Annotated in this window: 19 protein-coding genes; 2 read left to right on the forward strand and 17 right to left on the reverse strand. The window is 44.8% G+C overall.

Going from position 1 to position 21,165, the window contains the following annotated elements; genetic code table 11:
- Window positions 1–21: 21 nt before the first annotated feature.
- The 11 genes from acsV to DWW77_RS03595 all read right to left on the reverse strand — a co-directional run bounded on the left by acsV (window position 22) and on the right by DWW77_RS03595 (window position 12,943).
- Window positions 22–1,962: a corrinoid activation/regeneration protein AcsV gene (gene acsV, locus DWW77_RS03545; RefSeq protein ID WP_092072018.1), complete on the reverse strand. Its 1,941-nt coding sequence runs from the start codon at window positions 1,960–1,962 to the stop codon at window positions 22–24.
- Between the two features lie 148 nt (window positions 1,963–2,110).
- Window positions 2,111–2,896, reverse strand: a complete 786-nt coding sequence (acsE, locus tag DWW77_RS03550; protein ID WP_015525295.1) for a carbon monoxide dehydrogenase/acetyl-CoA synthase methytransferase subunit — start codon at window positions 2,894–2,896, stop codon at window positions 2,111–2,113.
- A gap of 110 nt (window positions 2,897–3,006) precedes the next feature.
- Window positions 3,007–4,353 (reverse strand): acetyl-CoA decarbonylase/synthase complex subunit gamma, encoded by a 1,347-nt coding sequence (gene acsC / locus DWW77_RS03555; protein ID WP_015525296.1) that lies wholly within the window; start codon window positions 4,351–4,353, stop codon window positions 3,007–3,009.
- A 21-nt stretch (window positions 4,354–4,374) separates the two neighbouring features.
- Window positions 4,375–5,316, reverse strand: a complete 942-nt coding sequence (gene acsD, locus DWW77_RS03560) for an acetyl-CoA decarbonylase/synthase complex subunit delta (protein WP_015525297.1) — start codon at window positions 5,314–5,316, stop codon at window positions 4,375–4,377.
- A 173-nt stretch (window positions 5,317–5,489) separates the two neighbouring features.
- Window positions 5,490–7,619, reverse strand: a complete 2,130-nt coding sequence (gene acsB, locus DWW77_RS03565) for an acetyl-CoA decarbonylase/synthase complex subunit alpha/beta (protein WP_092072021.1) — start codon at window positions 7,617–7,619, stop codon at window positions 5,490–5,492.
- 17 nt (window positions 7,620–7,636) lie between these two features.
- The gene (locus tag DWW77_RS03570; RefSeq protein ID WP_015525298.1) at window positions 7,637–8,410 is read right to left on the reverse strand and encodes an ATP-binding protein; all 774 of its coding nucleotides are present in this window, start codon (window positions 8,408–8,410) and stop codon (window positions 7,637–7,639) included.
- 44 nt (window positions 8,411–8,454) lie between these two features.
- Window positions 8,455–10,347, reverse strand: a complete 1,893-nt coding sequence (cooS, locus tag DWW77_RS03575; RefSeq protein ID WP_059085929.1) for an anaerobic carbon-monoxide dehydrogenase catalytic subunit — start codon at window positions 10,345–10,347, stop codon at window positions 8,455–8,457.
- A 117-nt stretch (window positions 10,348–10,464) separates the two neighbouring features.
- Window positions 10,465–11,235: an ATP-binding protein gene (locus DWW77_RS03580; protein ID WP_021975845.1), complete on the reverse strand. Its 771-nt coding sequence runs from the start codon at window positions 11,233–11,235 to the stop codon at window positions 10,465–10,467.
- A 112-nt stretch (window positions 11,236–11,347) separates the two neighbouring features.
- Entirely contained in the window at window positions 11,348–12,280 is a 933-nt protein-coding gene (locus tag DWW77_RS03585) for a methylenetetrahydrofolate reductase (protein ID WP_059085931.1), read from the reverse strand.
- Between the two features lie 23 nt (window positions 12,281–12,303).
- The gene (locus DWW77_RS03590; RefSeq protein ID WP_021975843.1) at window positions 12,304–12,486 is read right to left on the reverse strand and encodes a CooT family nickel-binding protein; all 183 of its coding nucleotides are present in this window, start codon (window positions 12,484–12,486) and stop codon (window positions 12,304–12,306) included.
- A gap of 64 nt (window positions 12,487–12,550) precedes the next feature.
- A complete protein-coding gene (locus DWW77_RS03595; RefSeq protein WP_015525305.1) occupies window positions 12,551–12,943 on the reverse strand; it encodes a DUF8180 domain-containing protein in 393 nt (130 codons plus the stop codon).
- 346 nt (window positions 12,944–13,289) lie between these two features.
- On the opposite strand from DWW77_RS03595, the gene DWW77_RS03600 reads away from it, so the two are divergent.
- The gene (locus tag DWW77_RS03600; RefSeq protein ID WP_022426672.1) at window positions 13,290–14,117 is read left to right on the forward strand and encodes an aldo/keto reductase; all 828 of its coding nucleotides are present in this window, start codon (window positions 13,290–13,292) and stop codon (window positions 14,115–14,117) included.
- Between the two features lie 154 nt (window positions 14,118–14,271).
- On the opposite strand, the gene DWW77_RS03605 is transcribed toward DWW77_RS03600, so the two are convergent.
- From DWW77_RS03605 to DWW77_RS03620, 4 genes are read right to left on the reverse strand one after another with little or no spacing between them, the layout of a single operon-like run.
- Entirely contained in the window at window positions 14,272–15,288 is a 1,017-nt protein-coding gene (locus tag DWW77_RS03605; RefSeq protein WP_059085933.1) for an NAD(P)H-dependent glycerol-3-phosphate dehydrogenase, read from the reverse strand.
- 12 nt (window positions 15,289–15,300) lie between these two features.
- Complete coding sequence (gene plsY, locus DWW77_RS03610) at window positions 15,301–15,948, reverse strand: glycerol-3-phosphate 1-O-acyltransferase PlsY (protein ID WP_059085934.1); 648 nt, start codon at window positions 15,946–15,948, stop codon at window positions 15,301–15,303.
- A 4-nt stretch (window positions 15,949–15,952) separates the two neighbouring features.
- Entirely contained in the window at window positions 15,953–17,278 is a 1,326-nt protein-coding gene (gene der / locus DWW77_RS03615) for a ribosome biogenesis GTPase Der (RefSeq protein ID WP_015525309.1), read from the reverse strand.
- Window positions 17,241–18,626 carry a DUF512 domain-containing protein gene (locus tag DWW77_RS03620; RefSeq protein ID WP_118369140.1) on the reverse strand — a complete coding sequence of 462 codons (1,386 nt, stop codon included), beginning with the start codon at window positions 18,624–18,626 and terminating at the stop codon, window positions 17,241–17,243. Before DWW77_RS03620 ends, der begins: the two co-directional genes overlap by 38 nt.
- A gap of 144 nt (window positions 18,627–18,770) precedes the next feature.
- Between DWW77_RS03620 and DWW77_RS03625 the strand changes: the two genes are divergently transcribed.
- A complete protein-coding gene (locus DWW77_RS03625; protein WP_059085936.1) occupies window positions 18,771–19,943 on the forward strand; it encodes a ribose-phosphate pyrophosphokinase in 1,173 nt (390 codons plus the stop codon).
- On the opposite strand, the gene pgeF is transcribed toward DWW77_RS03625, so the two are convergent.
- Window positions 19,930–20,742 (reverse strand): peptidoglycan editing factor PgeF, encoded by an 813-nt coding sequence (gene pgeF / locus DWW77_RS03630; RefSeq protein ID WP_330606051.1) that lies wholly within the window; start codon window positions 20,740–20,742, stop codon window positions 19,930–19,932. The genes DWW77_RS03625 and pgeF overlap by 14 nt on opposite strands.
- Before the next feature lie 51 nt (window positions 20,743–20,793).
- The gene (locus DWW77_RS03635; RefSeq protein ID WP_092072031.1) at window positions 20,794–21,153 is read right to left on the reverse strand and encodes a YraN family protein; all 360 of its coding nucleotides are present in this window, start codon (window positions 21,151–21,153) and stop codon (window positions 20,794–20,796) included.
- Window positions 21,154–21,165: the final 12 nt, after the last annotated feature.

Raw genomic sequence — 21,165 nt, forward strand, 5'->3', positions numbered from 1 at the left:
CCTCTGCTGTTTTAGTCTGCTTTATCTCTTCTGCTGTTCTTCCATAACAGACGGAAACAGATTTGTGTCCGTATGCGGAATAAAGCATGCACCTACAAACTCATCCATATAGGTAGGAACTGTAGAAAGCTCCAGGTAAGTCATATTTGAAGCCAGTTCATAGGTTTTCTTCTCTGCTGATGTGGAATGAAGCATCAGATAAGCACCCGTCAGAGAAGAGTTACCAATATAATGGAACTTCTCAAGAGGGATATCCGGGAACATTCCGATATGTACTGCATTAGCCATATTGATCCCGCTTCCGATTCCACCGGCAACATATACGTCATCGATCATGGAAACATCGAAATCAAGAGAATTCAGCATAGTACGGATTGCAGAGAAAATAGCGCCTTTGGCACGGATAAAGTTATCAATATCTACTTCTGTGATCTCAACATCCTTGGCAGAACCGGCTTCCTCTTCAAACGCGATCACATAGCTTCCCATGCCATAGTGATCGTGACGGATTCTTTTGCCCTCACGGACAAATTTTCCCTTCGGATTGATGATTCCTGTCATAAAAAGTTCACTGATCACATCAATGATACCGGAACCGCAAAGTCCTACCGGTTTGGTTCCAGGTTCGCCTACAACCTTATATGTCGGCTCCATAGTTTCTTTATCAATGGTACATGCCTCAATAGCACCGTCTGTAGCACGCATACCGCAGCTGATATCTCCACCCTCAAAGGCAGGACCTGCGGAACATGCACAGCTCATCATAAAATCGGAATTACCGAATACAAGCTCTCCGTTAGTACCAAGGTCGATAAACAGAGAAAATTCCGGTCTGTTCCAGATCATACTTACCAGTGTACCGGCAGTGATATCTCCACCTACATAGCTTCCGATATTCGGAGCCATGATAATATGTGCATCCGGATTGATCTCAATTCCCACATCCGATGCAAACAAGGAATTTGTTTTGAAAAACGTAGGAATATACGGTTCCATACGAAGCGGATCCGCATTGATCCCTGCAAACAGATGATTCATGGTCGTATTGGAAGCAACACACATCCGGTAGATCTGTTCCTCCGGGAAATGAATGCTTCTGCACATCTCATGGATCATCGGGTTAATGGTCTCTTTGATCACTGCATCCTGAAGTTTCTTCTTTCCGCCAGGTTTCTGAGATTCGATGATACGGTTGATAACATCCGCACCAAAACGGATCTGTCCGTTTCCGGAAGAACTCTTGGCCAGGATCTCTCCTGTTTCCATATTGATCAGGACTGCAGAAACGGTTGTGGTACCGATATCTACAGCAAGACCACCGATCACAACATCTTTCTTACTGTCAAAAATATCATAAACATACATGTCATTTGGTGCTGTACGAACCACGCACTTCACAGAAAATTTACTCTCACGAAGTACATCCGGAAGCTTCTTAAGCACCGCATACGGAATTCTGACACGCTTCAGGTTCATAAACTTCTGAAGTGCACGGGTCAGTCTTTCATTATCCGGCATGGTATCATCCAGTGATGGAATATCCATCTGAAGTTCCACAACATCAAGACTGTTTGTAAGTTCTATGCCAGCCATCTCAACTTCATGCTTGGCATTTTCAAAAATAGCGATTTCTTCTTTTGAGCTCAAATCAGCCACTTTCATTCGGCTCTTATACGCGGATGCAATATCCGGAACAAGAACCTCCACATCTGCACTGATCTTGCTCATACAGGCCAGACGCCAGCCTGCGCCATATTCTTCATCCGAAATATGAAGAGTTTTCTTTGAGTCCAGTTCTCCGCTTTTTAACTGTACCCGACATTTTCCACAGGCTCCGTTTCCGGAACATGGTGCATCGATAGCCACATTGGCACTACGAGCAACCTCCAGTAAATTATCCCCCGCATTGGCAAATGCTTCTACCGTACTGCCATTTTCAAAAGCAAAAGTCACCTTAAACATTCGGCAACCACCTTTCTCGCCTCGTAAAAGTTATTCGTCTTCCACCTGTGGCGTTGGGAGTTAGACTAAACTATATTAGTAAAAAAGAGGCTGAAGGCCGAAGCCCCCAGCCTCTGAAACAGCGCTCCTGTTTTGTTCACACGCCAAATTAGATCTCAAGGTAAGAATCTGCGTAAAGTGTGTTACCCTTGAATACGTCACAGGATTTGATTGTCTCCATAAGACGAAGGTCGTTAGGGTTAACGATTGCAGATGTAAGACCATTCATCATAGCCATAGCTACAAGAGCAGAGTCCATGATCGGACGGATATGTTTTGGCATACCGTTACTGTTGTTGGAAAGACCGCCAGTGGAGTTCAGACCCATCTCGGAGAACATCTTGATTGCCTCAAGAACTTCCATCTGTTTGTCCTGCATTCCTTTTACAACAAGGAAAAGCGGATCAAACCAGAGATCCTCTGCTTCCATACCAAGGCCAAGACCTCTCTCAAGCATGTTCTGGCAGTGCATCATACGCTCGTCATTGTCTGATGCAACCATACCGGAAGAGCAAAGTGCGATACAGATCGCATCGTTAGCTGCTGCAAGGTCGATATTGGAAATTCTGTCTCCAGCATCTGCAGAGTTTACGATCGGTTTACCTTTGCTTCTGTTGTATACGGAAATACCAGCCTCAATAGCTTTCTGGTTTGTAGTATCCAGAGCAAGCGGAACATTGTCAAACTCAGACTGAAGGAGCTGTACTGCCCATTTCATAAGGTCCTCGCCATCGTTCTCAGCCGGTCCGATGTTTACATCAAGATATGTAGCGCCCGCATCAAGCTGCTGTTTTGCTCTTTTGATGATCGGCTCAGGATCTCTCTCAGTAAATGCTTTATTTACTGCCGGTGCTGTTGTTGAAAGTCTCTCCCCAATTGTTACAAATTTTGCCATACTCGTGTTCTCCTTTACATATTAGTAGGATATGGCTGTGCAGCAAACCTGCACAGCCGTTTATAACTGCCGGCGATATTGCCGGACAGCTGATTTCTTAAACCTTAAGTTTATGCATCAAGGTCTTTTAAGAATTTCACAAGCTGTACTGCTTCTCTTGGTCCTACGATGATCTCCCATCCAGGAAGCTTAGCCTCAAGATCGCCCTTAAGAACTGCTACTTTACCAGGAATAACCAGTCTTCTGCATTTAACCTTCGGCTCAACATTCTCTTTGATATACTCGGAGATGCTGTTTCCGGAGAATTTACCTGCTGCCCAGGATGTAAGTACGGAAAGTCCGCCTGCATCATTGATCACCAGGTTAAGCGGAACACCGGAACGCTCCAGCTCGCCAGATACTACGAAATATGTAAGAGCAAAGTCTACTGTTGTTACAACGAGAGAATTCTCGTCTGCTCCGTTCAGAGGATAAATGCCCGGTTCTACCTTCATTGGCTTCTGCGGGTCTGTAAATACGTTCTGACGAAGACCGAACAGCGGAAGTGCCTCTGCATATGTCATCTGCTCCATAACGATGATAGAACCATATTTCATAGTAAACATGGAAGCAAGTGCTGCCTGTAAATGTTTGTCACCCTTCGCAAGTTTAACAAGGTTAACGATAGAAGGATAACCAAATGTTCTGTCCTGATTCTTAAGAGCTGCACGACGAACCTGTACAGTATTTGCAAAGGTCTCTTTGATGTCAGCTCCTGTTGTATCAAGTACGAGATTCTTGTTGCCAAGTTTCTCAATAGCTGCTGTAGTATCATATAACTCATTGATGTCCTTACCGGATACACCGAGAACTACGCCTGCATCTGTAGCAACCTTGCTCATTGCCTCGTAGTTGGAAGCGTTTGCTCCGTTAAGAACCGGTTTGCCGTCCTTACATACTTCAAGGGCAGCTTTTGCGATCTCAGGATCTGTACAGCCAAGGATCAGTGTTCTTCCAAGACCTTTAGCCTTCTCTACAAGTGCTGTAAATTTTGCAGCATCTGCATTCTCATCGCAGTTTACATACACAAGCTCTACATGCATTCTCTCACCGATACGATCATAGTCAACGTGTGGGATCTCTGCAAGTTTTGCTTCTACTTCTTCATCACTCATGCATGTGCAAAGTGATACGGCATATCTTGTTTTGCTTACAAATGTCTTCTCATGTCTGAAAAGAACAGTCTCTCCACCAAGTGTAAACTCTCCATCGCCTGTTCCGATCTTGATAGTTTTCATTGGCGGTGCAGTTGCCTCAGAAAGAGATGCTAATGCATCCTCGGACATATGAGGACACTGCTCAATTTTCATAGCGCCCTGTGCAACTTTCATAGAGAAAGCCATACATGTAGGGCATCCACATTCCTTACAGTTTTTCTTTGGTGTTAATTTAAAGATCTGAATACCATTCAGTGCCATAGCTCTTTATCCTCCTATTTATTACGCAAGTGCTTTGATCAGCTTGGAAATTGTCTTAACAGATTCCGGATGTCTTAAGATAACTGCATCAGAACCAGCTGCAAGATCAGCTGCTGCTGTCTCAACTTCCATGTCGATTCCACGCTCGTCCTGTGGTCCCCATGCCGGCATGTCTGCTTCAGAAGCCATTGCCTCTTTAACATTCCATGTCTCAGCGGATACAGGTGTAATAATAGGCATCTGCAGCATGTTATCATTCTGCCCTAAAGCGGCACCTTTGATACGGTCCATAGTAGATACTACGTACTCATATCCATAACCAACTGCTGCACTACCGATATTCATAACGATCTTCTTAGCATCTACACCAAGCTGTGTAGTAACAACGTTAAGCTGTTTAGCAAGGTTGATATCAACGGCAGACTCAGCGCCTACGATCTGATTGTAAGCAAGACCTGCTGCTGCACCGATCGCTTTGTAGTTCTCCTCTTTCTCGGAAAGGATCAGTGCATTTCTGCCCTGAAGAGCCTCTGCAACCTTCGGAAGGAGCTCTGCATCCTTCTCAACATTCTTGCAGCCCTCTACAACCAGTGGACAGTCAACTGCATCTGCAACTTCTTTAACAACTGCGATCAGCTCATCGATAGATTTGTTAACACCGTTCGGGTCGCCGCCCTCAAGAATAAGTGCAACAAAGTCAGCACCCTCCATAGCTGCAGCTTTCTTAGCAATGTCAGCCATTGTAGTAGCGCCTTCATAGTAAGCTTTGATACCTTCAGATACGCCCTCAAGACCCATATCAGAGATCTCTACACCGATCTTCGGGCAGTTCTCTGACTCTGCGTCAAAGGAATAAAATGGGAATGTACAATCCCCACCAATTGTCACAGTCTTATCTCCGCTTCCGATTGTGACAGCATTAATCTTTGCATTGAACTTTTGTGGTTTCTGATTAAACGGCATTTTTCGTTAGCCTCCTTAAAAATAATAATTAAAAAACTACAGAGCTTCTTATATTATACTACATAGCACCAGTTATTGGCAAGATGCAGCACTATATTTCTGTTAAAAAATCAACAAACTTTTTAACAGTTTACAGGAGAAAGGATGTCCGCACATCCTTTCTCCCTGATAAATTACATCATCGGATCAAGTCCGAGAGCCGGATGTCCTTTTTCTGTAAGGAATGCAACCAGTGTCTCCGGATCTTCTGCGATCGTCTCATCACCGATCATGTCTGTAAAGTTATCGATTCCGTAAAGCTCTTTTGCAGTCTTATTAAGTCTGTCAGCTACGAATTCTTTCAGTTCTTTCGGCATCCATACGATACGCTCGATACCGCCCTCAGCCTTCATGAACTTCTTGGAGGAAATGAAATGTTTACCATGTCCCATGAATCCAGGTGTCTGAACTCCACCACCTGTCATGGATGCCATCTCAGGGAATGTCATTCCAAGTGGTGTCATGCCTGCATACTCACGGTTAGCAATAACAACACCGTTGGAGAATGGCTCGATACCACAGATACACTCGAAGCATCCGCAGGAAGTCATCGGATCCTGCATGATGGAGTACAGTGTAACGTGCTCCAGAGCACCCTGGGAGAATTTCTGAACTGCCTCATCAACGTCCTCATAAGAACCAAGATTCTCATCGATCGGACGCTCTTTTGTGATGATCTGGCAAGGACCAGCTGGGTCAAGCTGATGTGTAGCTTTTGCATCCAGCCATGAAACCGCACCGCAAAGACCAAGTCTCTCAGGTGTTACTACACATACGTGGCTTGGTGCGAATGCCTGGCAAAGGATACAGCTGTAATATACGTCAACAGACTCATCTGTCAGAGTATCAAGACGCTCATCACGTTTGTCAAAGATCGGAATTGCAACCTCATGACGGATTCTTGTACACTCAGCAGGATCTGTATAGATAACAACCTCACATTTATCAACAACCGCATCGAACTCATTCTTAACAGATGCATAAAGAACCTCACCGATATGTTTGATTCTGAAGCCTGCATTAAATGCGTCAATGCTGATACGGATACGCTGCATATCACGCTGTCCTGTATGGTATACACCCTCGATACAGTTGATGTAGTTGTGGAATTTACGCTCGATAACCGGCTCAAAGTCAGACTGCATATTCTTACCTGCAACTTTAACAACATATGCAATGCTGTTCTTGCTGCCGAATTCCATCTCATCTACTTCAGGTCCGATTACTGTGATCTTGTGATCCTCGATCTCAGAAGCATCGCAGGTCTGTACAAGCTCTGCACAGTCTACACGGGAACCATCGAACTCAACCTGCATATCTTTACGACGGATGATCTCACCCTCGAATGCAGATGCGAAAGCAACCGGAATATCGATATTTGTAATTTTGATCTTAATGTCACGTGCCTCAAGGGAAGTAGCGTTGAATTTGCTTACGTCCTCCTGAACGATAAGGCTCTTCGGTACACGGAAGATATTCTCTGTCTCATTTGTAACAACCGGGAATCCAAGTGCGATAGCGCCTGCACCGCATGCTACGATCACATCATCCAGAGGTTTGAATGCGTTAACAAATGCCGGTACACGATCCATTGTGTATTTCATAAGTGTTCCTGCATCTCCAGGTGTTACGTTACCGAAGATCAGAGCTGCACGGATCGCAACGGAAACTACATGAACAACAGATGTAACATCTTTTCCAAGAGGAATAACACGAACGTTGGCACCTGTCTTCATTCCGGCTTCTGCAACCTGATCAATGATTCCGCCAACAAGTGTTACCAGGATACCCTGTGCCTGATAGCTCTTTACAAGAGCAACACCCTCTTCTGTAGTAGGAGCAGCACCAAGGATAACAGCAACGCCTGGGATATCGCCTGTTACAAGCGGTACACCGAGCTCACGGATAACAGCATCACCAAGATGTCCATAGCATGGCTCTTCGTAAGGAGTTGCTCCGTCGATATATTTCAGAACCTCGATGAACTCTGCGCAGAGTGCTGTAGCAACACCGGACATGAATGCATCGTTCAGTCTTTTCTCTCTTGTCATAAGTGTTTTTACAACGCCAAGAGCTTCTTTTAATTCTTTTAATGTTGTAACTTTTGTTCCTGTTACAGCATAGTAGCAAGGAAGGCTGTAAGCGGTATTCGGGAAGCTGACAGCTTTGTCTTCGCCATACTGAGCGATCGCGCCGTCAATAGCACCCTCTGTTAAACCATATACAGCATCGTTTCCGCCGAATACTCTATCAAATAAAGTCACTGTAATACCTCCTATTTTTACAGAATTGAATTCTGATCAATTTTGTCTTTGATTTTTCTGATTTCAGCTGTTACAGTTTCACTGAAATCGTAGGGAGATTTTCCCTGACGATCAGCATCTATAACTTCTGTATTGTAGTGGATCATTCCAAGCAGATCCTCTGCCGGAATCTTACTCCGGATAAATTCCTCATCCTCCGGATTTCTTACCTTATTGGCCACGACCTTAACCTGAGAAACTCCCAGATCCTTTGCAAGACGTTTAACATTCTTATATGTCTGTACACTTCTTGCCCCTGGTTCGATCACTACAATAAATTCATCCATGCTCTCCGTGGTGCCCCGGCCCAGATGTTCCAGGCCGGCCTCCATATCCATGATCACCACATCATCTCTGTGGATCACAAGGTTATTGATCACTCTTTTAAGCATCACATGTTCAGGACAGACGCATCCGCCTCCACCTGTTTCCACAGTTCCAAGGACAAGCAGCTTTACGCCATTACAGGTTTTTCCATAAGTATCCGGAATATCGTCTACCTTTGGGTTCAGTTTATAAAACTGATTCTGGCTGTTGGCTCCGGTGCGTTCTTCTATGAGCTTACGCATTTTTGAGATTGGAACAATAGAATCCAAGGTTTCCTCGTCAAATCCAAGGGCAAGACCCAGGTTCGCATCCGGATCCACATCCGCCGCAAGGACTTTTTTTCCCTCATCTGCGTATAGTCTTGCAAGTGTTGCTGCGAAAGTTGTCTTTCCTACTCCGCCTTTACCGGTTACTGCTATTTTCATTTTACGTCTTCCACCTTTTATAACATTTTAAAGATCGCAACGGATTAGATTCCTAATGCTGTTCTCTTCTCTTCAATTCTCTCGATCATAAGATCAACTAATTTCTCGATGTCTGTCTCTACTGTGTAAGCAGCACCTGTCCATTTTCTTGTTCCCTCTGTAAGAAGTTCGCACATTTCTGAAGAACCGGAAACATATGGATCAACGCCAAGGAATGTATCAATACCAGTACCAACTACGTAGTTACCGATGGATACAGCTTTTTCAGACATCCACTCAGGAGCACATCCTACTACCGGAAGCTGATTGATCTGAAGTCCTGCATCTTTTGCAAGTTCAGCAGCCAGGATCATCATACGGGAGATATCTACGCAGGATCCCATATGAAGTACTGGTGGGATATCAGCCAGCTCACAGACACGTTTCAGACCTGCACCGCAGAGATCTCTTGCGGATTTGTCCATCAGACCAGCTTTAGCAGCTGCCTGTGCGGAACATCCGGAAGCGATGATAATAATATCATTTGCGATACACTTCTTCATCAGTTCGATATGTGCATAGTCAGGACGGATCTTAGGATTGTTACATCCAACCATAGCGACAGCACCACGGATAACACCGGAAGTGATGCACTCAAGTAATGGTTTGGTTGTTCCTGTTACATCAACCTGAGAGTTTGTAACACCATCAAGAACTTTAACGATCGCTTCTACTGAATAACCAACAGTAGCTTTCTGTTTCAGCTGTGGGATATGTACAAGCTCAGGTTTTCTGTTCTTGAAGTTATCGATAGCCATCTTAACGATTGCTTTTGCATTTTCTCCTGCTGTCTCAGCGTTGAATCTGATAAATTCAGAATCCGGCATCTGAGCGATCGGAGAAGTTGTAACAAATTTAGTATGGAAGCATTTGCTCAGAGGTCCTAATGCAGGGAAGATACACTGAACATCAACTACGATTGCCTCGCAGGCACCTGTCAGTACTACGTTCTCCTGCTGCAGGAAGTTACCAGCCATCGGAACACCACGACGCATAGCTACCTCGTTAGAAGTACAGCACACACCGGAAACGGTGATTCCTTTTGCTCCTACAGATTTTGCATAATCGATCATTTCTTTGCTGTCTGCATACTCACAGATCATCTCAGAAAGACTCGGATCATGTCCGTGTACAACAATGTTTACGTTCTCTTCAACCATTACTCCAAGGTTAGCCTCTGTATCAAGTGGCTTCGGAGTTCCGAATAATACATCAGAGAACTCTGTTCCCATCATGGAACCGCCCCATCCATCAGCCAGACCGCAGCGAATAGACTGTTTTACAAGTGCTTCCGGAAGAGATGAACATCCCATATGAGACATATGCAGGGAGCTTGCAACCTCACGGTCGATAGCACGTGGTGCGATTTCGTTCTCGATCAGTTTTTCTTTCTGTCCTGCAGGCATTCTGTCAAGGAATCTCTGATATCCGAACGGTTTACCATATTCCATAAGACCGATCTCAGCCATCTCATGAGCCAGATCATAGATATCCTTGCCTTCTGTTTCCACGCCCCACTCTTTAGCGATGCGAAGCAGTTTCTCAGGATCTTTTACCTGATAATTTCCGCCCTCTTTTGCACAGTACAGTGTATGGCAGATCTCACGACCATGATCGGAGTGAGTAGCTGCACCACCGGCTGTAAATTTAAGGAAGTTTCTTCCTACGATACCATGAGCATCACATCCGCAGATTCCTCTTGGAGCCTTCGGTGTAATACGACACGGTCCCATTGCACAGATACGGCAGCAGATACCCTGCTCACCGAATTTACAGTGCGGAGTCTGGTTCTTTGCACGGATCTGCCATGCATCTGCTCCTACCTTTGCACCTGTCTCGAGAAGACGGGCTGTAGCGGCTTCAAATTCCTCCACTGTAGTTAATTTGAATTCACTCATTATAGACCTCCTTTAATAGCACATCTATTTTTATTTTTCTTTTTATAATAAGCCCAGGGCAGGAACCCATCCCCACCCATGGGTTATTTTCTTTTTTAAAAAAAGGTTTATATTTCGTTATAAACCTAATTTATCAAAAATTTCAAAAGCTGCTTTTCTCATCGGATTATCCTCAGGAAGAGTAACGGTTGGTTTACCATCGCAGTCATATTCATAAACTGCCTCATCCTGTGGTACCACACCGATCAGATCGAGTCCCTGATTCCGGATTTCCTCAAGGATTCCTGAATTCAGTTCTGCTTTTGGCGCGCGATTGATAATAAGACCTACTCTGGAAGGCTTCATATCGCATTCCTTAATAAGCTCTGCGATCCTGCCAACTGCCTGAACGCCTCTTCTGGAGCAGTCACTTACAAGAATTGCTGTCTCCATGCTCGGAAGGATTCCTCTGCTGATATGTTCCATTCCAGCTTCGTTATCCACAACAATATACGGATAATTTTTCTGGTATTTGGCAAGCTGTGCCTGAAGCAGACCATTTACAAAGCAATAGCAGCCTTTTCCCTGGGTTCTTCCCATTACAAGAAGATCATAATCATCTTCCTCTGCAAGAGCATCCTCAAAACGTACCTCCGCATAATCTGCCTTGGACATTCCTTTGGGGATTGGGCTTTTCTCTGTCATCTCAGCATGTGCGATCTCCTCGCGGACATCGCCAAGAGTTGTATCTACTTCTACACCAAGAACCTCGTTCAGATTTGAATTGGCATCTGCATCTACAGCCAGTACAGGTCCTTTTTTCTTTTCGCAGAGATACTGGATCAGCATTCCGCATAATGTAGTTTTTCCAACGCCGCCTTTTCCTGCGACTGCAATAACATGTGCCATAAAACGGGCACCTCCTGATTTTATATCTGTTATGCCGGCGCATAAGGGAGGTGCCTGATACTGTTCTGACACCTCCGCATCGTGCCGGAATTCTTATTTATTTCGTTGATGATTAGATAAGTGTACGAAGTCCGGATCTGTCAATGATCTCGGATACATCTTTCCATTTGTTTAATGCATAAAGATGGATACCGTCAACACCAAGAGCGCGATACTCATCGATCTGTCTGATGGTGTATTCGATTCCTTCTTCTTTGAATCGTTTAACCTTGTCCTCATAGAACATGTCAAATGGTTTACCATCAGCATCTTTAGCGTTAAACGGATTCGGGAACAGCCAGTTTCTGGAGATCAGCCTGCAAAGCTCACTGTCCATTACACAGCCATTACGTGAAAGAGCCATATTAATGGTAGCTGCCTGATCCAGGATTGGCATTACACCAACATCTACAGGCATTGTCACTCCAGCCTCGCGAATAGCGTCCAACCAGTATTTAAACTGTTCCATATCCCAGCAGAGCTGGGTCATGATATAATCAGCACCATTGTCCTGTTTCTGTCTCAAAACAGCAATATCAGCATCCAAGCTTCTGCATGCGATATGACCTTCCGGTGAACCGGCTACTGCGATCTCGAACTTATCGCCAAATTCATCACGGACAAATTTAACAAGGTCTGTCGCATAATTGAAGTCTCCGCAGGTTGTTGTCTCACCAAGTGGAATATCTCCGCGAAGTGCCAGCATATGGTCAACGCCATCTGCCAGATACTGTTCCAACTGCTGTCTGATTCCTTCTTTTGTGTTCTTGATCACTGTGAAGTGTGTTACAGGAACAGTTCCTGCATTCCTGATCATCTGGCATACTTCCCTGTTGGCACCGACATTTCCGCCGCCGGCACCGTATGTACAGGAAATATACTCCGGTCTATACTTCATGAGATGTTCAATGGTTCCCGGCAGGTTTGCCATACCTTTTTCTGTCTTTGGCGGAAAAAGTTCAAAGGAAAGCAGCATTTTTTCTCTCATTGCTTCAGATAATTTCATTGATCGTCCTCCACGTATTTGTATCAGTCACACTGCAGTTTCACGATGCTGTTTGCAAGATCCACCATAAGGATACTGCCTTCTACCACGCGCTCATCTCCCATGATATCTCGAAGGATCAATTTATTTCCGTCCACATCGATCCGGCTTACATTCTTAAAGATCACAGAATTATCTTCTTCCTTATATACTGTTGCAAGACACATAATCATTCCTCCAAATAAGTGGCATCATTTAACCACTATGCTGTCAAAACTATTCTGTCGGTTTTTATTTCAACTCTTCCTTAACAAGTGTAAGGGCAAGTCCAAGTCTCATATTGCCTTTCTGAAAATCTGCAACTGCCTCTTTGATCGTCTTCGCAGCTGCATCCATGTTAAGCTTCTTAAGATTGTCAGCCATCTGATCAAGTTCTGCGGCATGATGCTCGTTATGCTGCAGCATGTAGGTAAGAAGTGCTACAGTCTCATTCTTGCAGTCACCGCTCTCGCAGGAACCGCAGTGTCCATCACCGTGTGTATGACAATGGTTATCTCCTTCCGCATGGCTGTGTGTATGGCTGTGAGTCACACCGTCCTCATGGGTGTGCTCATGTGTATGTTCATGGCTGTCTGCATGTCCATGCTGAACAAGATTGCCATTCTCATCTTTGATTAAATGCATAAATACCCCTTTCCTGTATCCGCCAGGCGGACACTCTCATGACAAGAATTTATCAATTAAATTTATTATACATCTTTTCACTGTTATTATCAAGAAAATAATTATAAAATATAGCCAAAATTATATGCTGTTTTTCCTATTTTTCCAAAAACTTTGACAGTAAATTAACTCGATTGTTTCATTTTTAACGAAGTTAGTCTCTTCAAACCACAACTTATTACCCAGTCTGCGCGTCTGTCCAACTCTAAGCTTTATCACTTTTGTAATATAATTGATGTGATTCTTTCATATTTTTGTGCTATAATAGCAAAAGCATGGAAAGCAGAACATACAAGGAGGAATTATTTTGAAAGAAACTGTTTTTCTGAACAACGACAGAGAAATGCCTCTTCTGGGGCTTGGCGTATACAAGTTGCCCGATGACGTACAGGCCGAAGCAGCAGTCACTTCTGCTATTTCCGCCGGCTACCGCATGATCGATACCGCTTCTGTTTATAAAAATGAAGAAAGCGTTGGCCGTGCCATTGCCAAATGCGGAGTTCCCAGAAAGGATCTTTTCATCACCAGCAAGATCTGGAACAATGCGCAGCGTCTCGGCGATGTCCAGGGAGCTTTTTCCCGTAGTCTCGACCGTCTGAAAGTCAGTTATGTAGATCTCTATCTGATACACTGGCCGGTTCCCGGCTGCTATTTGAGCACCTGGAAAGAGCTGGAATCCATTCTGGAATCTGGACGTGCTTTAAGTATCGGCGTCAGTAATTTTGATATCCGGCATCTAGAAGAGCTTCGTAAGATATCCGGGGTTATTCCTGCTGTAAACCAGATCGAGTGCCATCCTTTGTGTTACCCTGCTGAACTGATTGAATACTGCAAGGCTTTCGGTATTCAGGTACAGGCTTATGCTCCTCTGGCAAGAGGTGCATATTTTGATAATGATGTAATGTGTGTTCTGGGGACCAAATATGCCAGGACTCCTGCACAGATCGGGCTTCGCTGGGCAATACAGAAGGGAATTTCTGTCATTCCGAAATCCATCAACCCGGAACGAATCCGCAGCAATGGAAACATCTTTGACTTCAATATCGAGGATGAAGATATGGCGATCATCGATACACTGAACGAAGATCTGCATACTTCTCATGTTCCAGAAGATCTCCGTGATATTCAGTTTTAATTTCCATAATAATGCAAAAAAGATATCTGTCAGAGTATAAGTGATCTTCTGGCAGATATCTTTTTATTTTTTCTTTTCAGTTGATACGGCGATCCTGTTATTCCCAGCTTAGCATTTCACATATCTGAAACCCGGAAATATTTAACTGATCCGCTCACGCATTTTCCCACGGGAGCATGGGCGTTTCCACTTTTTTATCACGCAGCATCAGGTCCATTACTGCTTCCGCTGCTGATTTTCCTTCAAACAGTACGCGGTTCACTTCCGTTATGATAGGCATCTCCACCTCATATTTCTCCGCAAGCTCTCTTGCAGCTCTTGCAGAATAAACACCTTCCACAACCATCTGCACTTCTTTCATAGCTTCTTCCATCGTATATCCCTGGCCGATCAGATATCCGGCCTTTCGATTACGGCTATGCTTACTTGCACAAGTCACGATCAGGTCGCCGATCCCGGACAGGCCGTAAAAGGTTTCCATCTGCGCCCCCATTTTTTTACCAAGTCTTCCTATTTCCGTGATTCCCCTGGTGATCAGTGCCGCCTTGGTATTATCTCCATATCCAAGGCCGTCGGCAGTACCTGCTGCCAGTGCGATCACATTTTTCAGTGCTCCGCCAAGTTCCACCCCAAGGATATCCGGTGTTGTATACACGCGGAACACAGGGCTCATAAAAATGCTCTGAAGGTATTCCGCAGTTTCCTGTGTATGTGCGCTGATCACGCAGGTTGTAGGAAGTCCGCGTCCTACTTCTTCCGCATGGCTTGGACCGGAAAGTACAGCTACATTACCCTGCGGGATTTCTTCTTCAATCACCTCGCTGAGTGTTTTCAGTGTCTTTTCCTCAATACCTTTTGCAACATTGACGATCTTCTGGTCCCTGCACACAAACGATGCCATCTTGTGTGCAGTACTCCGGATATACGGGGAAGCTACTGCCAGAACTGTTACATCCACATCCTTAAGCGCACGCTCCAGATCTGTCAGGACATCGATTTCATCCGGAAGCCGTACCCCCGGAAGCCTGTCAGGATTTTCTCTTTTTTCCCGGAGTTTTCGGGCATTCTCCGGTCTTGCTGACCAAAGAAGGACTTCATGGCCATTATTATGCAACAGGAGTGCCAGGGCTAATCCCCAGCTCCCCGAACCCAGTACGCTGATTTTTGCCATAAATCTTACCTCTTATTTTTTATTCTTACTGCTTAAAAACACCTTATTCTCTGTTCCATGAAACAGTCTTACAATGTTTGCCCTGTGTCTGTAGAACGCCATTGCTGTAAGAACTGCCATCACGATATAAAGCTCAACAGTATGCGCCTGATCCATCCCATATTTTCCCATATGTCCAAAAACCAGGACCAGGATAAAAGCCACCGCATATGCACTGAGAGAGCAAAGCGATACATAATGAGTTGTAAAGAACAGTGCAAAAAAGACAACTGCACATACAATAAATATCCGCCAGTCAAAAGCAATGATCATACCCACAGAAGCAGCAATTCCCTTTCCACCGCGAAATTCCATAGAAATCGGAAAATTGTGGCCGAGGATACATCCCAATGCTGCATAAAGGGTAAGAAGCGGAAGGATACCATTCATGGAATTTCCATAAACCATTCTCACGATCACAATAGCCAGTACACACTTCAGGCAGTCTCCCAGCAGGGTGATCGCTCCCGCTTTCTTTCCAAAGGTCCGGAAGGCATTCGTAGTACCCGCATTTCCGCTGCCATGCTCTCTGATATCTGTCTTGTGGACTTTTCCAACAATATAGCCTGTCTGAAAAAGCCCGCATACATAACCGATAACAAGACAAATAATACGTTCCATACTTTTATTCCTTTTCCCCGCGCTCGCGGATGATAAATTTCAGGGAAGTTCCGGAAAATCCAAATGCATCCCTGATCTTGTTCTCCAGATATCTTACATAGGAAAAATGCATCAGTTCCTTGTCATTGACAAAGATAACAAATGTCGGCGGTTTTACCGCAACCTGTGTCATATAGAAGATCTTCAGTCTTCTTCCTCTGTCAGACGGCGGCTGCTGAAGAGCGACTGCCTCAGAAAGGATCTCATTAAGAACACCTGTCTGGATACGAAGTGTCTGATTTTCGATAACTGTATCGATATTTTCGAAAAGCTTTGGAAGTCTCTGACCTGTTTTTGCAGAGATAAAGATGATCTGTGCATATGGCATAAAGGAAAGGATCTGACGGATCTTTTCCGTATGCTTGTAGATGGTCTTGTCATTTTTCTCAATGGCATCCCATTTATTTACCGCTACAATGATACCCTTTCCTCTGTCATGAGCGATTCCCGCGATCTTAGCATCCTGCTCGGTAACGCCCTCGGAGGCATCGATCACAACTACAACCACATCTGCACGCTCTACAGCTGTCACAGTACGGATAACACTGTAGCGCTCAATCTCTTCTTTTACCTTACCCTTGCGTCGAAGTCCTGCAGTATCGATAAAAATATAATCTTTTTTGTTCCAGGTAACCTTTGTGTCTATAGCATCACGTGTGGTTCCTGCAATATTGGATACGATCACACGCTCCTCTCCAAGAAGCTTGTTGATCAGAGAAGATTTTCCCACGTTCGGCTTTCCTACAATGGCGATCTTCGGAATATCATCCTGATCTTCCTCTTCACTCTTATCCGGGAACTCTTTGATCACCTCATCCAGCATGTCTCCAAGACCTTGTCTGTTAGCTGCGGAAATCGGGATCGGTTCTCCGATTCCAAGATTGTAAAACTCATATACGTCCATCATATATTTCTGGTGGCTGTCTACCTTGTTAACTACAAGACGTACCGGCTTGCCGCTGCGGCGGAGCATATCTGCCACCTTGGCATCGGAATCCACAAGACCCTGGCGGACATCTGTGATAAAAATGATCACGTCTGCCGTATCAATGGCGATCTGTGCCTGCTCTCTCATTCTTGAGAGGATGATATCGCTGCTGTCCGGCTCGATTCCGCCTGTATCGATCAGGGTAAATGTCCTGTCAAGCCATGTGACATCTGCATAAATCCTGTCACGGGTTACTCCTGGTGTATCCTTTACTATGGAAATATTGTCACCTGCCAGAGCGTTAAACAGAGTGGATTTGCCTACATTAGGCCTTCCCACTATCGCTACTACTGGTTTGCTCATAAATCTGTCTCCTTCTTGTTTGTTTATGTTCCGGAGGGTAGATCACGGCTTCCACCAGATCACGTCCTCCTGTGTCTACGATTACAATTTCTGTGTTCAGTGCTTCCGAAAGCTCTTCCAGCGTCATGTCATCCAGAAAAATCTCCTCATCACCTTTCAGCATGCTGCATGGGATCAGAAGCTTCTCTCCAAGGTCAAGACCGGAAAGCTGCTCTTTCAGATCCTGCCCTGTGATCAAACCGGACACCGTGATCTTTTCACCGAAAAAACGATTCTCGATGGTTGTGACCGAAATCTGCACATTGGGATATTTCTTCTGGATCTCTTTTATATAGCGTGCGATAAAAGGCGCTGCCAGTTTTCCTGTAGCGATCCTGCCTGTCACCTTACGGTCGTCACCGGAAAGCCCCTCCAGCGTTTCTTTTACTTCCGTTTCCAGAAGTCTGAGCATTCCCACGCCATTCTCAAGCTGCAGATATCCATCATATTCATCCTCACAGGGAAGCTCCCTGTCTGCCAGAATATACCATTCGTCTGAAGCATGGATAAAATGGATCCCGTATTTCTCCATCATGATCTTCTGCCAGCGTTCGATCTGCCCCAGGACTTTTTCAGCATCTTCCTTATTAAAAGGCTCCAGAGGATAGAGACCTTCTCTGTATTTGGTAAGTCCTACCGGTACAACAGAAACGCTCTGAAGGACCGGCGCATAAGCGGAAAGCTTTTCAAGGCTGTATTCCAGCTCGTCTCCGTCATTGACACCCTTACACAGTACGATCTGTCCATTCATGGTGATTCCTGCATTGTACAGCATATCCACCTTATCCAGGGCCTTTCCTGCAAAACGGTTATGCAGCATTTTACACCGGAGTTCCGGATTCATTGCCTGGAACGAAATGTTGATCGGTTCCAGATGATAGCGGATCACACGCTCAATATCCTTCTCACTCATATTGGTAAGCGTAACATAATTTCCCTGAAGAAAGGAAAGCCTGGAATCATCATCCTTAAAATACAGCGTCTCACGCATACCTGGCGGCATCTGGTCAATAAAACAGAACATACACTTATTTGAACAGGAGCGATAGTCATCCATCAGTCCTCCGTTCTCAAATTCTATTCCAAGGTCTTCCTCATATTCCTTCTCTACCTCCAACTCCCACTCTTCGCCATCAGGCTTCTCTACCAGAAGCACCACGAGCTCTTCATTCATGAGATACCGGTAATCGAAGACATCTTCCACAGGCTGTCCGTTTACAGACACAAGTCTGTCTCCCGGCTCCAGCCCCAGCTCCTCGGCAATACTGTCGGGCAGCACCCTGGAAATCATATGTTTTCTTAATTTCATCATTATCTCCCTTTTCTATCCCGTATATAATAACAACTTTGCTCTTAAAAATCAACACTTTGAGAAAACACCTTGACTGACACGTGGGTCTGATGTTATAAATAGACTGAGAATTTTTAATGACATACACTTAGGAGGAATATTATGCCAAACATAGAATTGCTGGAAAAGTCTATGCCTGTTGCCCCGATCCGAATCGCCGCACTTGCCGGATGCCGCGAACTGGCCGAGGAGGTTGACAAAAAGCTGGTTAAATTCCGTAAAGAACTTGTAGCCGCCAAGAAATCCACCATCATCCCACAGGGATATGCAGAAAAATCTTTCCTTGTAGACTGCGAATGCCCACGTTTCGGAACCGGTGAGGGTAAGGGTTACATCAAGGAATCTGTCCGCGGAACAGACCTTTATATCATGGTAGATGTGACCAATTACAGCCTTACTTACAGCGTATGCGGTCATGAGAACCACATGTCTCCGGATGACCATTACCAGGATCTGAAGAGAATCATCTCCGCAGCCACCGGTAAAGCACACCGTATCAACGTTATCATGCCATTCCTTTACGAGGGACGTCAGCACAGACGTACCAAGAGAGAATCTCTTGACTGTGCACTTGCACTTCGCGAGTTAAGTGCCATGGGTGTTTCCAACATCATTACTTTTGATGCTCATGACCCACGTGTACAGAACTCTATTCCGCTGAAGGGCTTTGATAACTTTTTCCCCACATACCAGTTCCTGAAAGCACTGGTCAAAAATGTCCCTGATTTCAAGCTTGACAATGATCATCTCATGATCATCAGCCCGGATGAAGGTGCCATGTCCCGTGCTGTATACTTCTCCAATATCCTTGGAGTCGATATGGGTATGTTCTACAAACGCCGTGATTACTCCACCGTTGTCAACGGAAAGAATCCGATCGTTGCTCACGAATTCCTCGGAGATTCCGTAGAGGGCAAAGATGTTGTCATCATCGACGATATGATCTCTTCCGGAGAAAGCATGCTGGATGTTGCTCGTCAGCTCAAAGAGCGTAAAGCCGGACGTGTATTCGTCTGCACAACCTACGGTCTGTTTACAGATGGCGTAGCCAAATTTGATGAATATTACGAAAAAGGCTGGCTGGACAGAGTCATCACAACCAACCTTAACTATCGTATTCCTGAGCTTCTTGACCGCCCATACTATATCGAAGCAAACATGAGCAAATATCTTGCAAGTATCATCGATATCATCAATCATGATGTATCTGTCGAGAAGGTTCGTTCCAGCAACGAAAAGATCATGAATCTCATGAAAAAAGTCAACGAACAGTAATAAATGCTCCCAGGTTTCCACGTTTCCCGTGAGAAGCCCTGTGTGAATAAAGAAAGAGCGGATTACAGCAGGTGCAGATGCCCGGCATTGAGATCCGCTCTTCTTTTATGCCTGCATCCAGAAAGATCCTTCGGTTCGCCTCCCACAGATTCAGCTGGTATTTCCCATCTGGTTTTCTGTAAAAAAGCACATCCCAGTATTTTTCTTCAAACGCCTCTCTAAACTGATCGATCACATCTTCACTGACTTCATAGCAATCCTGACAGATAGAAGGACCAATGGCTGCATAAAGCTCTGAAGGATCTGTCTGAAATTCCTCAGTCATCTTCTCCACCGTCACTTTTCCGATCTTTCCTACAGTACCTCTCCAGCCGGAATGAGATAATCCCACAGCTCTATGTACCGGATCTATAAAGAAAAGTGGTACACAGTCCGCATAAAACGTTGCCAGCACCAGTCCCGGCACATTGGTGATCATTCCATCCACATCTGTATAAGGTCTTGGTTTTGTGATCCCATTTCCTCTGTCTTCTTCCGTGACCACACGTACATTGGTGGTGTGTGTCTGATCAGAGGTTACGATATCTTCCATGGAAAATCCCATAGCAGCAGAAAGTCTGCGGTAATTTTCCCGCACCGCAGACTCTTCATCCCCTCTTGTGAAGCTTAAGTTCATAGATTCATAAATCCCCTGGCTTACTCCTCCCAGGCGGGTACTGAAGCCATGTACGATCCCGGAAAATTTCTCAAAAGCAGGATATGTAAGCCAGGTAACCTTGTTCTTCTGATTTACATTCATTAGCTGTTTATCTTTATACCATTTTATTTTCATCTTATGTGACCAGTCCTTTCAACTGCAAAAATCAAAAGCATTTTTTATCCAGTGGATGTTCTCTCCATCAATTCCTACTACGTCAAAACGGCAGGGAGGCAGCTCCCGGTATCCATGTGCAATCAGATAAAACATTGCCACTTTGCTGATGATCCTCTGTTTTTCTCTCCCTACCGCTGAAAAAGGACTTCCACTCTTTCCGTTCTTTCTGTATTTCACTTCAATAAACACCAGATATCTTCCATCCTGTGCAACAAGATCGATCTCACCACTTCGGCAGCGAAAATTTCTTTCCTTGATCTGTAGCCCCTTTTCTTCCAGGAACGCTGCAGCAATTCCTTCATAATAGCTGCCCTTCTGTCTTCTATTTTCCTTCAGATAAACAAAACC

Source organism: Ruminococcus sp. AF17-12 (assembly GCF_003479245.1).
GTDB classification, from domain to species: domain Bacteria; phylum Bacillota; class Clostridia; order Lachnospirales; family Lachnospiraceae; genus Blautia_A; species Blautia_A fusiformis.